This is a genomic window from Aeromonas sp. JL9, from assembly GCF_024436075.1.
Classification (GTDB): domain Bacteria; phylum Pseudomonadota; class Gammaproteobacteria; order Enterobacterales; family Aeromonadaceae; genus Aeromonas; species Aeromonas veronii.
Genome location: NZ_JANFNV010000013.1, coordinates 74,528 through 88,473, shown reverse-complemented (window position 1 = coordinate 88,473; position 13,946 = coordinate 74,528). Strand labels below are relative to the sequence as shown.

12 protein-coding genes are annotated in these 13,946 nt (G+C 60.3%); 6 read left to right on the top strand and 6 right to left on the bottom strand.

Annotated elements, in window-relative coordinates:
• Positions 1 to 152: 152 nt before the first annotated feature.
• Positions 153 to 3,848, bottom strand: coding sequence for a methionine synthase (metH, locus tag NOM06_RS11820; protein ID WP_255911711.1), 3,696 nt, complete (start codon positions 3,846 to 3,848; stop codon positions 153 to 155).
• A 216-nt stretch (positions 3,849 to 4,064) separates the two neighbouring features.
• On the opposite strand from metH, the gene NOM06_RS11815 reads away from it, so the two are divergent.
• Together NOM06_RS11815 and NOM06_RS11810 are read left to right on the top strand one after the other, a co-directional pair.
• On the top strand, positions 4,065 to 5,342 hold the full coding sequence (locus NOM06_RS11815) for a sodium:proton antiporter (protein ID WP_021231596.1): 1,278 nt from the start codon (positions 4,065 to 4,067) through the stop codon (positions 5,340 to 5,342).
• Between the two features lie 506 nt (positions 5,343 to 5,848).
• Positions 5,849 to 6,025 carry a hypothetical protein gene (locus tag NOM06_RS11810; protein WP_005340085.1) on the top strand — a complete coding sequence of 59 codons (177 nt, stop codon included), beginning with the start codon at positions 5,849 to 5,851 and terminating at the stop codon, positions 6,023 to 6,025.
• A 153-nt stretch (positions 6,026 to 6,178) separates the two neighbouring features.
• On the opposite strand, the gene NOM06_RS11805 is transcribed toward NOM06_RS11810, so the two are convergent.
• Both NOM06_RS11805 and NOM06_RS11800 read right to left on the bottom strand, forming a co-directional pair.
• Positions 6,179 to 6,676 (bottom strand): GNAT family N-acetyltransferase, encoded by a 498-nt coding sequence (locus NOM06_RS11805; protein WP_255911710.1) that lies wholly within the window; start codon positions 6,674 to 6,676, stop codon positions 6,179 to 6,181.
• Between the two features lie 128 nt (positions 6,677 to 6,804).
• Positions 6,805 to 7,626 (bottom strand): HDOD domain-containing protein, encoded by an 822-nt coding sequence (locus NOM06_RS11800; RefSeq protein WP_255911709.1) that lies wholly within the window; start codon positions 7,624 to 7,626, stop codon positions 6,805 to 6,807.
• 169 nt (positions 7,627 to 7,795) lie between these two features.
• Between NOM06_RS11800 and NOM06_RS11795 the strand changes: the two genes are divergently transcribed.
• Positions 7,796 to 8,062: a hypothetical protein gene (locus NOM06_RS11795; RefSeq protein ID WP_005348674.1), complete on the top strand. Its 267-nt coding sequence runs from the start codon at positions 7,796 to 7,798 to the stop codon at positions 8,060 to 8,062.
• Between the two features lie 73 nt (positions 8,063 to 8,135).
• On the opposite strand, the gene aphA is transcribed toward NOM06_RS11795, so the two are convergent.
• Entirely contained in the window at positions 8,136 to 8,855 is a 720-nt protein-coding gene (gene aphA, locus NOM06_RS11790; protein WP_255911708.1) for an acid phosphatase AphA, read from the bottom strand.
• A 106-nt stretch (positions 8,856 to 8,961) separates the two neighbouring features.
• Complete coding sequence (locus tag NOM06_RS11785) at positions 8,962 to 9,636, bottom strand: adenine nucleotide alpha hydrolase (RefSeq protein WP_255911723.1); 675 nt, start codon at positions 9,634 to 9,636, stop codon at positions 8,962 to 8,964.
• Between the two features lie 166 nt (positions 9,637 to 9,802).
• Here NOM06_RS11785 and NOM06_RS11780 point away from each other — a divergent pair, with 166 nt between their 5' ends.
• The 3 genes from NOM06_RS11780 (at position 9,803) to NOM06_RS11770 (ending at position 12,346) form a co-directional block, all read left to right on the top strand.
• Positions 9,803 to 11,122 (top strand): MFS transporter, encoded by a 1,320-nt coding sequence (locus NOM06_RS11780; RefSeq protein ID WP_255911707.1) that lies wholly within the window; start codon positions 9,803 to 9,805, stop codon positions 11,120 to 11,122.
• A 138-nt stretch (positions 11,123 to 11,260) separates the two neighbouring features.
• Positions 11,261 to 11,983, top strand: a complete 723-nt coding sequence (locus tag NOM06_RS11775; protein ID WP_255911706.1) for a MarC family NAAT transporter — start codon at positions 11,261 to 11,263, stop codon at positions 11,981 to 11,983.
• Between the two features lie 159 nt (positions 11,984 to 12,142).
• Entirely contained in the window at positions 12,143 to 12,346 is a 204-nt protein-coding gene (locus NOM06_RS11770; RefSeq protein WP_005340062.1) for a hypothetical protein, read from the top strand.
• 132 nt (positions 12,347 to 12,478) lie between these two features.
• Here NOM06_RS11770 and tldD read toward each other — a convergent pair whose 3' ends face one another.
• Positions 12,479 to 13,927: a metalloprotease TldD gene (gene tldD / locus NOM06_RS11765; RefSeq protein WP_026035085.1), complete on the bottom strand. Its 1,449-nt coding sequence runs from the start codon at positions 13,925 to 13,927 to the stop codon at positions 12,479 to 12,481.
• Positions 13,928 to 13,946: the final 19 nt, after the last annotated feature.

Here is a 13,946-nt window from a genome sequence, read left to right as displayed (position 1 = left end):
TTGTTTATCCTGACAACAAGACAAACCACACCAAACCGCACGCTACCACATCACTGTGACCAACAGGTTAAACGGCGGCTCTGCGCAGGTTGTTCAACCCGTGCAAGGATGCCGCCGTTTCTCGTTAAAGATCAACCGATGTCACGCGGGAGTCAGTTCAGGTTTGGCCCCAGCCAGCGCTCGGCCTCGGCCAGCGTCATCCCTTTGCGGGCGGCGTAATCTTCCACCTGATCGTGCTGGATCTGTGCCACCGCGAAGTATTTGCTCTCGGGGTGGGAGAAGTACCAACCCGACACCGCAGCCCCCGGCCACATGGCGTAGGATTCGGTGAGCTGCATGCCGATGGCCTGCTCGACATCCAGCAGCTCCCACAGGGTGCCCTTCTCGGTGTGCTCCGGGCAGGCCGGATAACCCGGCGCCGGACGGATGCCCCGATAGTTCTCGCGAATAAGCTCCTCGTTGCTGAGGGCTTCGTCGGGGGCATAGCCCCAGTGCACCTTGCGCACCTGCTCGTGCAGATACTCGGCAAAGGCTTCGGCCAGACGGTCGCACACCGCCTGAATAAGGATGGCGTTGTAGTCGTCATGCTGCGCCTTGTAGGCCTTGGCGATGGCCTCCTCACCGATGCCGCCGGTCACCGCGAAGGCGCCGATCCAGTCGGGCTTGCCGCTCTCTTTCGGCGCCACATAGTCCGCCAGACAGTAGTTGGGGAAGCCCTGCTTCTCGCTCTGCTGGCGCAGGTGGTGCAACACCTTGATGACCTCGGTGCGGGACTCGTCGCTGTAGACCTCGATGCTGTCCCCTACCGCGTTGGCGGGGAACAGGCCGATCACCCCGGCGCAGCGCACGCTCTGATCCTTTTCCAGCTGGTCCAGCATGGCGTTGGCATCGGCAAACAGCTTGGTCGCTTCCTCGCCGATGATCTCGTCCTCAAGGATGCGCGGATACTTGCCTGCCAGCTCCCAGCTGAGGAAGAACGGCGTCCAGTCGATGTAGGGGCGCAGCACCGAAATGGCCACATCTTCGAACTTCTGCACCCCGAGCTCGCGGGGCTTGGGCGGCTGGTAGCCAACCCAATCCAGCTGATGCCGGTTGGCGCGGGCATGGGCCAGACTGACCGGGCGGGAGCGCGGCTGCTTGCGGGCATGCTGATCCCGGGCGATCTCGTACTCCTTGTCGATGCGGGCGACAAACGCCTCCTTCAGATCCGGGCTGAGCAGGCTCTGGGCAACCCCTACCGCGCGGGAGGCGTTGGAGACATAGACCACTGGCTCCGAGTAGTTCTGCTCGATCTTCACCGCAGTGTGGGCCTTGGAGGTGGTGGCACCGCCGATCAAGAGCGGCAGCTTGAAGCCCTGACGCTCCATCTCCTTGGCCACGTGCACCATCTCGTCCAGCGACGGGGTAATGAGACCAGACAACCCGATGATATCGGCGCCGACCTCCCGCGCAGTCTTGAGAATCGTCTCGCAGGAGACCATGACCCCGAGGTCGACAATCTCGAAGTTGTTGCACTGCAGCACCACCCCGACGATGTTCTTGCCGATGTCGTGCACATCCCCCTTCACGGTCGCCAGCACGATCTTGCCATTGCTGGAGCCGCCCGATTTTTCCGCCTCGATATAGGGCTGCAGATAGGCCACCGCCCGCTTCATCACCCGCGCCGATTTCACCACCTGCGGCAGGAACATCTTGCCCGCGCCGAACAGGTCGCCGACCACGTTCATGCCATCCATCAGCGGCCCTTCGATGACGTGCAGCGGCTTCTCGGCGCCAGCGCGTGCCTCTTCGGTATCCTCTTCGATAAAGTCGGTGATCCCCTTGACCAGCGCGTGCTCCAGCCGCTTGCCCACCGGCCAGCTGCGCCACTCCTGATCCCGCGGATCCTCAGCCTGGGCACCGACACCGCGATACTTCTCGGCGATGGCCAGCAACTCCTCGGTGGCATTGCCATTGAGGTTGAGCACCACCGCCTCGACCTTCTCTTTCAGCTCCGACGGAATGTCTTCATAGATGGCGAGCTGACCGGCGTTGACGATCCCCATGTCCATACCGTTCTTGATGGCGTGATAGAGGAAGACGGCGTGAATGGCTTCGCGCACCGGCTCGTTGCCGCGAAACGAAAACGAGACGTTGGAGACGCCGCCTGAGATCATGGCGTGGGGCAGGTGCGTCTTGATGTCCTTCACCGCCTCGATAAAGTCCACCGCGTAGTTGTTGTGTTCGTCGATGCCGGTCGCCACCGCGAAGATGTTGGGATCGAAGATGATGTCTTCCGGCGGGAAACCGACCTGATCCACCAGGATCCGGTAGGCACGCTGGCAGATCTCGAACTTGCGGGCGCGGGTATCGGCCTGACCCGCTTCATCGAACGCCATCACGATAACGGCGGCACCGTAGCGACGCAGCAATCTGGCCTGCTGGATAAACTTCTCCTCCCCCTCTTTCATGGAGATGGAGTTGACCACCGGCTTGCCCTGCACGCACTTGAGGCCCGCCTCCAGCACCTCCCACTTGGAGGAGTCGATCATCACAGGCACCCGGGCGATATCTGGCTCACCGGCGATGAGGTTCAGGAAGCGCACCATGGCCGCTTCGGCGTCCAGCATCCCCTCGTCCATGTTGATGTCGATGATCTGGGCGCCGTTCTCTACCTGCTGCTTGGCAACATCGAGCGCCTCGTCGTAGAGCCCCTCCTTGATCAGCCGCTTGAACTTGGCTGAACCGGTAACGTTGGTGCGCTCCCCCACGTTCACGAACATGGACTCGGGGGTGATGATCAGCGGCTCAAGGCCCGACAGGCGGCAGGCTACCGGCAGCTCGGGCAGCACGCGCGGCTTGATGCCCGCCACGGCGTCGGCCATGGCGCGGATATGGGTCGGGGTGGTGCCGCAGCAGCCACCGACCAGGTTGAGAAAGCCGCTTTGGGCCCACTCGCGGATATGCTCCGCCATCTCGACGGCATCGAGGTCGTACTCGCCGAACGCATTGGGCAGACCGGCGTTGGGGTGGGCACTGACGCAGGATTCGCTGATGCGCGACAGCTCCTCCACATACTGGCGAAGCTCATCGGGTCCCAACGCACAGTTGAGGCCGAACGACACCGGTTTGACGTGGCGCAGCGAATGGTAAAAGGCTTCGGTGGTCTGGCCGGAGAGGGTTCGGCCGGAGGCATCGGTAATGGTGCCGGAGATCATCACCGGCAGGCTGTAGCCCAGCTCCTCGAACACCCCTTCCACCGCGAAGGCGGCCGCCTTGGCGTTGAGGGTATCGAAGATGGTCTCGATCAGAATGATGTCGGCGCCGCCCTCGATCAGGGCATGGGTCGATTCGGTGTAGGCGGCCACCAGCTGGTCATAGGTGACGTTGCGCTTGCCGGGATCATTCACATCCGGCGAGATGGAGGCGGTGCGGTTGGTGGGGCCCAACACCCCTGCGACGAAACGCGGCTTGGCGGGATCTTTTGCCGTCCACTCGTCTGCCACGGCGCGGGCCAGACGGGCGGCTTCCCGGTTGATCTCGGCAGAAAACTCTTCCATCTCGTAATCGGCCATGGCGATGCGAGTGGCGTTGAAGGTGTTGGTCTCGAGAATGTCGGCCCCGGCAGCGCAATACTGCTCGTGGATCTCGCGGATCACCGCCGGACGGGTCAGCACCAGCAGATCGTTGTTGCCCTTGATGTCGGTATGCCAGTCGGCAAACCGCTCACCCCGATAATCCGCCTCCCCCAGCTTGTAGCGCTGGATCATGGTGCCCATGGCCCCGTCGATGATCAGGATCCGCTCCCTGAGGCAGGCTTCCAGCTTCTTTGTTACGTCCGACTGCTTGCTCGGCTCTCTGCTCGACATTACGTTCGACACCGCGTGTTCCTCTTACATCCATGCAACTGCGTACACAGCATCCTAACAGCAAACAAATAAAATGGAAATCTAGCCGTCCATCAGTCCAAATGCGCCATCATATACTCATTTATGGGTAATGAGTAACATAGGGCCCGAGAGTAACCTATGCCCGTCCTGCATAGGGATACGTGCTTGCTGTCTACCAACGAGAAAAAAATAACTATGAGCGTCTACTACACACTCTGTTTTCTGGCAGCGTTGGCGATTTTTATCGCCTTTGCCAACCAGTATGTTGTGAAGATCCAGACCACCATCGCCATTACTGCGGGCTCCATGCTGATCTCCGCACTGCTGGTGCTGTTTGGCAAACTGGGCTGGTTCAACCTGGAACCTCTTGCCGTCAAGACCATGGAGAGCATCGACTTCCAGAACTTCCTGCTGAAGGGGATTCTGGGCTTCCTGCTGTTCGCCGGTGGCCTCGGCATCAACCTCAAGGCGCTGCGTAGCCAGAAGTGGGAGATCACCATTCTGGCCATCATTGCCACCCTGCTCTCCACCTTCCTCATCGGCTACGGCTTCTGGTTTATCGCCAAGCTGCTGGGCTGGGAGTTGCCGCTGGTCTACTGCATGCTGTTCGGCGCGCTGATCTCCCCCACTGACCCGATTGCCGTACTGGCCATCGTCAAGAAGATGAAAGCGCCACCCCAGATCGCCATCCAGATCGAAGGGGAATCCCTGTTCAACGACGGTGTTGGCCTCGTCATCTTCGCTACCGTGTTTGCCGTCGCCTTTGGCGGTGTCGAGCCGACCTTCGGTAGCGTGGCCGGTCTGTTCCTGCACGAAGCCCTCGGTGGCATCCTGTTCGGCGCCGTGCTGGGCCTCATCGCCCACGTGATGATCAGCGCCACCGATGACGGTTCATTGGAGCTGCTGCTGACCCTCTGCATCCCGACCGCCGGCTTCGCCTTTGCCAACATGATCGGCGTCTCCGGCGCACTGGCCATGGTGGTCACCGGCATCATGATCGGCAACTGGACCCGTCACTCCGGCTTCTCCGAGCAGAGCAGCCATCACCTGGATCACTTCTGGGAGTTGATGGACCAGTTCCTCAACGCCCTGCTGTTCCTGCTGATCGGTCTGGCGCTGGTACTGCTGGATCTCGCCTGGCGTGACTGGATCCTGCTGGTCATTGCGGTGCCGCTCTGCCTGGGTGCCCGCTTTATCAGCGTGTCGCTGCCCTATGTGGCTTTCCGCCGATTCCGCAATTACAACACCTTCTCGGTGCGGATCCTCACCTGGGGTGGCCTACGCGGTGGCCTGGCCATGGCGATGGCACTGGCACTCCCCTCCGGCGTCATGATGATCCCGGAACATGGCGTCGACCTGCGTCAGGTCATCCTGGTGATGACCTACTCGGTGGTGATGTTCTCCATCGTGGTGCAAGGCATGACCATCACCCCGATGATCACGGCCGCCAAGAAGGCCTGTGGCGACTACTGAGTCGGCCCACTGTGCTGGTTGCAGAATGAGAGAGGGCTCCCGTCGGGAGCCCTCTTTTTATGGCGGATAGATGCGAATATTTGCTGCTGACAGCCCCTTGATTACACAGAGGAAAAGCGTACTGACTTCAACATCGGCAAATTATTGTTTGCTTTTTATTCATTTCGAGGAGAGAATGCGCGTCGGCTAGTTAATCAGCCCTGTTTATGTTTACCCTGCAATGCTTCACCTCACGATGAATCCTGCCAGTACCCGCATAACCTTCTTCTGATTTACTCGCCTTGAGAACCGTCAGGCTGTCTGCCTGCGTTGCCCGGCTCTCACGGTGCAGACCCGATCTGCCCACCCAATTTGATTTATGCATCAGCATATTCCTTGAAAGTGCAGACGCCCCTTAACCGGGCTGGGTATTCCTGCGCGCTTGTCGTTCACCCAATCGACCGCGCCCATTGACCTGACATTTGCCAATACAAGGAGCAAACACCTAATTTATATAGAGAAATACCATGATGAAAGCAGTACAAACACACAAGCCCCTGCGTCGCAGCAAGCCCATCAACCTGCCTGTGCAAGAGCACGACAATGATGCGTTCCTGATCCAGTTCAGCACCCGCTTCAGCGGCGGTTTCGCCATCTCCTGTGATGGTATCGCTGGCGAGTTCTCCATCGAAGACCTCAACTGATCCTGCCTGCCCTCCGGCAGCGCCCGATGCAGACAGGCCGCAACTCACGGCGGCCTCTTTGCTTCTCTTACTCCTTTCGCTAGACCCGGGCTCTTGCTTGTCACTCAGCCTGACAGCCACCTCGTCATTCGCTTTCCAGCTCTCTGACCCTGATCACTGCTCCAGCAGCAGGCACTCATCGGCATCTTCGCTCAACTTGACCAGTCGACTGCGCACCAGCCCCAGCTTGGCCAACAGGCCGATGGAACGCTCGTTGCCCGGCGTAACGATGGCAACTACCTGCCCGATCCCCAACCGGCTTTTGCCATCGGCAAGAGCGGCCTGCGCCGCTTCAATGGCGTAGCCCTGACCGCGATATTGCGGCAGGAAGGCGTAACCGATATCGACCTGCTCCAGGGTGTCGCGCTTGATCAGGCCGCAGATACCGAGGCTGGCACCGTCCTCCTTGCGCTCCACCAGATAGAGTCCGTGACCATAGCGGGCATAGCTGACCGCCGGTCCCTGCTGGATATACTCCTGCGCCTGCTCCAGGGTGCGAATGCCCCGATCGCCGATGTAACGATAAAAGTCGCAGTCATTGAGCAGCTCAAGGATGAAGGGGGCATCGGTGGCGATCATTTCGCGCAGGATCAGGCGGGAGGAGGCAATCATGGCAAGGGCTCTCAAACGGAAAGTGAAGGGCAAAGAGTGCCCCGTCACTCCAGGGCTGGCAAGCCTGTGGCGCCATCGGCCATGAAAAAGGGGCCGCGTTGGCCCCTGATGAGATGGGATAAACGGGCTCAGGCAGCCAGCAATCCGGCGTAGCCATTACCCTGCTCGCGCAGCGCAGTGAACTGGGCGGCGCAATCGGCCCAGCTCAGCCCCAGCGCGTCTGCCACCTTGTGGGGCCACTCGGGTGGCGCCTCTTCCCCCACATCGGATTGCGCTGCCAGCACGATCGCCAGATGGATCAACCCGGCCTCAGGAGAGAACTCCTTGGCCTGCATGGGGTTGTAGTGATGCTCCACTGCATTGCTGATGGTCTCGGGGAACTTCCAGTAACGCGCCATGGCGGCCCCGACTTGGGCATAGTTGAAGCCAACCACCAGCTCTTCCGCCTTGGCCCGTCCCTTGTGCAACTCCAGATCGTGAATGTGGTGAACTGTGTTTTCCGGCAGGCCCACATGCATCACCAGTCGGCCAAGATCGTAGAGCAGAGCGCAGGTAAAGACCTCATCCCCCTTCATCCCCTTCTTCACCGCCAGACGACGGGCCAGCTCCGCCACGTTGAACACGCTGCCCCAGAAGTGTTTGAGGTCAATGCCGGGCACCGCAGTGACCGATTCGGTGAGCCCGCAGGCCAGCACCATGTTGCGCACCATCGCCAACCCCAGCCGCACCGCGGCTTCATTGACGGTGCCGATCTGACGACTACTGCCGAATTTGGCCGAGTTGGCCAGCCGCAGCAACTTGGCGGAGATGACAGGGTCCTTGTTGATCAACTTGCTGATCTTGAGCAGATCCGGATCCTTTTCATTGAAGGTCTGGATCAAATCGCGCATCACTTCCGGGATCTGGGGCAGTAGCTTGGGCTCGGCCAGCAGGGAATCTATCGTGGGCATAGGCGTGTCCATCCATGTTATCTGTGTTCCAACCTGTTTGCCTTGGCAAACTCCTCCTAATTATGGGTAACAAATGGCCTCCCCATCGGATTGTTTATTCGCTGGCCATTCAAGGTGTTAGTCACATTCAGGCTATACTGGCCGCCACATTAACTGTTGCGGATATCCCATGAACGACACTCAGGAATTTTTTGACGAAGACGCGCTGCTGGAGATGGTGGAGAACCAGCTCAACGATGGTCACCCGCCCCATGTGAAGGCGACTCTGATGCGGCTGGTGATGAAGGGCACCCCGCGAGAAGAGGCGCTGCAATATATCGCCTGCGCCCTCGGAGCCGAGCTGATGGCGATGGAGGCCGATCAGGGCCCCTTCAATCTGACCCGTTACGGCGAGTTCCTCGACAGCCTGCCCGAGATGCCATGGGCAGACGACTGACCCGAGCTGGATGACGGATACAAAAAGGGCGGGTGCCAATGGCCCCGCCCTTGTTGCATGGATCCACTCCGGATCAGAACTGGGAGTTGATGATCACCTCTTCCCCCAGCGCCCCTGCCAACGGCAGTGGCCGATAGCTGGAGTTGGCGGCCCGCAGCAGACGAATGCCGCGAATGCCGACCTCCTGCGCCGCCTTGATATCCCCATCGGCGTCGCCGTAGAAGAGCTTCATCTGCTTATCCTTGAGCCATTGCACCTTGGTGTTCTGGCCCGGCTTATCACCGGCAAAGATCACCGGGTTGAGCTGATCGGCCGGAATATTCATGGTCTGCTGCAAAGTCTTGCTCACCGTCTCGGTCTTGGTGGCTGAGCGACCGGTGACGAAATAGATGTGATCGCCGCGCTTGAGGTGCATGGCGATGAGCGCCTTGCCCACCTCTTTCGGCACGCTGAATTCATCCCAACCGTTGTTCATCTTCTCCCAGAAGGCCGGGTTCTTCAGGTAGCTCTCGTCGTTGGGCGAGAACTCCTGCTTGCCGCGATAAAAACCCGGGCTGGAGAAAAGCAGGGTATCGTCGATATCAAACCCGACCGCCATCGGGGGCAGGCCATCCAGACTCTTGGCAATCTGCTCCACTGATACCCAGTGGATCGGCGCCTGCTGGGCCAGAGTGACGGTGGTGACACCGGCAGGGATCGGCTGAACGTTAGCGGCTTGACCCGCGACGGCAGGCAGAGAGAGGGCAGCAGCCAGCAAGGAGGCAAGCAGCGCCGGACGAGAGAGGTGTTTCATAAGGCAGGTTGTCATCTTGAATCAAAATAGGGGGCCAATAGTGCCCCCATCCCGACTCTCAAATCTGTGAATGCTCCTGCAAAAGGGAGCATTTGACGCCCGATAATTAATCCTCGATTGGCAGCAGATCGGTAAAGACAAAGCCGTCGCGCAGCACTGTCTCGCCGACCCGAATGCCGAGCGGACGGGAGAACATGGGGCCATCATAGGCCAGGGTATGAAACTCGCCGTTCTCGCCGCACGGATCGACCCCCTCCGGCAGCGCCGCCAGCAGCACCTCGTCAAACTCATGGCCACCCAGGCTGGCATCCAGCTTGTTCGGGTCGAGAGCACTGATCCGCGCCTTCAACCCAGCGGCCACCATCTGCGGCGCCAGTTCACGGGTATTGCTGCCCCACAGCGGGAACAGTGGTTCGATGCCGGTACCTGCCAGCTGCTTTTCACGGTAGGCTCGCACATCCTCGAGGAACAAGTCGCCAAAGGCCATATGGCGGATCCCCTGTGCCACCACATCGGCGATAAAGCCGGTCATGATGCGGGCGTAATCCTCGTTGCTGCAGGGCCAGGGCAGATCGATGGTGATGAGAGGCAGCCCGACGCAGGCGGCCTGCTCGGTCAACAGCTGCTTGCGCACCCCGTGCATCGCCACCCGCTCGAATGCCTGATTGAGGGTGGTAAACAGCCCCACCACCTCGATGGCGGGATCTAGCCGCAACTGATGCAGTGCCCATGCGCAATCCTTGCCGCTGCTCCAGGAGAGCAGTACCCGTTTCTTTTCCATCATTCCTCCGCCAGCGGGGCACTCGGATTGCCCCAAAAAGATGCAAGACAGTGTTGCGAATTGCGCGATTTACACACAAGAGGCAGGCAGCATACTCTCGATCACCTGTATATGCCCCTTGCACGGGGTGACAATAACTAAAAAAACCGATGGGAAACATACGGATATGACCACGACCATACAACAACATGATCACGCCCGCCCCCTCAATCGACAGGATTACAAAACCCTGAGTCTGGCTGCCCTCGGCGGTGCGCTGGAGTTTTACGACTTCATCATCTTCGTCTTTTTCGCCGTGGTCATCGGCGAGCTGTTCTTCCCGGCCGACATTCCCGAGTGGCTGCGCCAGTTCCAGACCTTCGGCATCTTCGCCGCCGGTTATCTGGCCCGCCCGCTCGGCGGCATCATCATGGCCCACTTTGGCGATCTCATCGGTCGCAAGCGGATGTTCACCCTCAGCATCATCATGATGGCGCTGCCGACCCTGTTGATCGGTCTGCTGCCCACCTATGCAGTGCTCGGCATCGGCGCTCCCATCGCCCTGCTGGGACTGCGGATCCTGCAAGGCGCCGCCATCGGCGGTGAAGTGCCGGGCGCCTGGGTATTTGTCGCCGAGCACGTCCCTGCCCGTCGGGTCGGGGTCGCCTGCGGCACGCTCACGGCGGGATTGACGGCCGGCATCCTGCTTGGCTCCCTCATCGCCACTGCGGTCAACAAGAGCCTGACACCAGCCGAAGTGAGCGAGTGGGGCTGGCGAGTGCCCTTCCTGCTGGGCGGTATCTTCGGCATCGTCGCCATGTACCTGCGTCGCTGGTTGCACGAAACCCCGGTCTTCGCCGAGATGAAAGCCAACAAGACCCTGGCCGATGAGCTCCCCCTCAAGTCGGTGCTGCGCAACCACAAGAGCAGCGTGGTGGTCTCCATGCTGCTCACCTGGCTGCTCTCCGCCGGTATCGTGGTGGTGATCCTGATGACCCCCACCTATCTGCAGAAGGTCTACGGCATCAGCCCGGCGGACGCCCTGACCGCCAACTCGCTGGCCATCGTTGCCCTGACCCTCGGCTGCATCGTCTATGGTCGACTGATCGACCTGCTGGGCAGCGGTCTCACCTTCATGTTCGGCTCCCTGCTGCTGGCGGGCTCCAGCTACGCCTTCTATCACAGTCTGGCGGCCGGTACGGGCCAGCTGGTGCCGCTCTATATGCTGGCAGGCTTTGCGGTCGGGATTGTCGGCGCCGTGCCTTACGTGATGGTCAACGCCTTCCCACCGGTGGTGCGCTTCTCTGGTCTGTCGTTCTCCTACAACGTGGCCTACGCCATCTTCGGCGGCCTCACCCCGATGGCGGTTACCCTCTGGATGAAGAGCGACATGCTGGCCCCCTCCCACTATGTGGTGAGCTTGTCTGTACTGGGGTTCGCCATCGGTCTCTGGCTCTGGTTCCAGCAACGGGCCATCCGGCAACAGCAAGCGCCGCAAGCGGCCTGACCCGAACAACAAGCCTCGGCATCTGCCGGGGCTTTTTTGTACTGCTTATGTTCAGTTTCACCAGCATAAGATAGCCTCCCTCTGGGGCCTGCCACCCGCGTCGCCCCATGACGTCCAACTCTTTATCCGAGGCTCAAGATGTTCTTTCAGGTCGTATTACTCACCTTGCTGGCGCTGCTGCCCATGGTCAACCCGCCCACCACGGCCACCCTGCTGCTGGGACTGAGCAAGGGGATGTCGCGCGAACACGTGCGCCGTCAGGTCAATCTGGCCGCCATCTATCTGTTCTGCACCCTCTGCAGCACCTTCTTTATCGGATCCTCGATCCTGGATCTGTTCGGGATCTCCATTCCGGGCTTGCGCCTGGCCGGTGGCCTCATCATCGGCTTTATCGGCTTTCGCATGCTGTTCCCCGCCCCCAGCCAGCAAAGCGGGGTCGATATAAACCAGAGCATTGCCTTCGTACCGCTCACCATGCCCAGCATGTGCGGGCCGGGCACCATGGCGCTGGTAATAAGCGGTGCCGCCCAGATTGCCGAACTGCCTGACGAGTACAACCGCCTCACCATCTACGCCGGTGTAGTAACGGCGTTTGCCCTGATGAGCCTGATCAGCTGGGGAGTGTTGAAGCTGGCGGATCCGGTCTGCAAGATCCTGGGCGCCACCGGCATCGATGCCATGACCCGCATCATGGGCTTCCTGCTGGTCTGCATGGGTATGCAGTTTTGCATCAACGGCATCAAGGAAGTGGCGCAGGATCCGGTCTTCCACAACGGCCAGGCCGTGCAAACCGCACCGGCGCAACCAAAGGCTGCCGGCACGTTTGATCAGTTGCCGCAGAAGCCCACCGGCTCTGATTGAAAACGGTATCAAAAAGTCCCTGACGATCTGCACTGATCTTGTCCCTGATCATGTTATTGACACACAAATGAGTTAGTTTGTTTTTCATACAGACTTTGTTCAGATGGACGCTGATAGGTTTGTTGATGAATACCCACTCAACTTCAGGAGAGTATGCAGATGGACAAGATGCTGACCGAAATAGGGAGCCATAGCCTGTTTCACGAGTACCTGAACGTGGTTGGGATTGCGAGCCCATCCCTCGCCAAGATCGAGCAACGCTGGGAATATAAAGATCAAGAGCAGCTGGTTGCCAAAATCCAGATCGACAAACAGGGTAACGCTCGCTATTTCATCGACGCCCGCGCCATATCCGTCAACTGATACCGAATAACCCGCCAGCCCCGGTCCAACGACCGGGGCTTTTTGTTGCCTGTGGTTCCCTGAATAGCAAAACCCCGGCAAGAGCCGGGGTTTGAATGCATCGGGTTACGCCGCTGCGCGGCTATCCCAAACCTACGAAGTGCCACCCACGGTGAGCTGATCCAGTTTGAGGGTGGGCTGGCCGACACCGACCGGCACGCTCTGCCCCTCCTTGCCGCAGATGCCGACACCGCGATCCAGCGCAAGATCGCTGCCCACCATGGAGACCTGGCTCATCGCCTCGGGGCCGTTGCCGATCAGGGTCGCGCCCTTGATGGGGGCGGTGATCTTGCCATCTTCGATGAGGTAAGCCTCGGAGGCGGAGAAGACAAACTTGCCGGAGGTGATATCCACCTGGCCGCCACCGAAGTTGGGGGCATAAATGCCCTTCTTCACCGAGGCGATGATCTCCGCCGGATCATACTGGCCCGCCAGCATATAGGTGTTGGTCATGCGCGGCATCGGCATGGCGGCGTAGGATTCGCGGCGACCGTTGCCGGTGAGCGGCACCCCCATCAGGCGGGCGTTCTGCTTGTCTTGCAGATAACCCTTGAGGATACCGTTCTCGATCAGCACGTTGTAGCCACCCGGCGTCCCCTCATCATCGATGGAGACGGAACCACGGCGACCCGGCAGGGTGCCATCATCGACGATGGTACAGTGCTTGGAGGCCACCTGCTCGCCGATGCGGCCAGCAAATGCGGAAGATCCCTTGCGGTTGAAATCCCCCTCCAGACCATGACCTACCGCCTCGTGCAGCAGCACGCCGGGCCAGCCGGAGCCCAACACCACCGGCATGGTACCGGCTGGCGCGTCGATGGCTTCCAGATTGACCAGCGCCTGACGCACCGCTTCACGCACATAGCCAAAAGCGCGGCTCTCCAGCCCGTCCAGTTCGAGGAACCAGTCGTAACCAAAGCGGCCACCGCCACCGGCACTGCCACGCTCGCGGCGATCGCCCTTCTCGGCGATCACGGTCACCGACAGACGCACCAACGGGCGCACATCGGCGGCCAGGGTGCCGTCGGTCGCGGCCACCAGCACCTCTTCGTAGACGCCGCTGATGGAGGCCATCACCTGATTGATGGCGGGATCCAGACTTCTGGCGAACTTGTCCATCTGCTCCAGCAGGGCGATCTTCTGATGCTTGTCGAGGGTCTGCAGCGGATCCATGGCCGGATAGAGCAGGTTCGCTTCGGTGCGGGCCCACGCCTTCACCTTGCCGTGAGCACCTGCTGCGGCGATGCCGCGAGCGGCAGTCACCGACTGTTGCAGCGCCAGCAGGCTCAGCTCGTCCGAGTAGGCGAAGCCGGTCTTCTCGCCGCTGACGGCGCGCACCCCGACCCCCTGATCGATGTTGTAGCTGCCATCCTTGACGATGCCATCTTCCAGCATCCAGGACTCGTGCCAGCTGCGCTGGAAATAGAGATCGCCGAACTCCACCTGATGGCTCATCAGGCTGCCGAGCAGCTGCTGCAGGCGCCCTTCGTCGAGATCGTTCGGGGCCAACAGGGAGGCACTAACCTGGCTCAATAGACTCAATCTTCTTCTCCACTCTCGT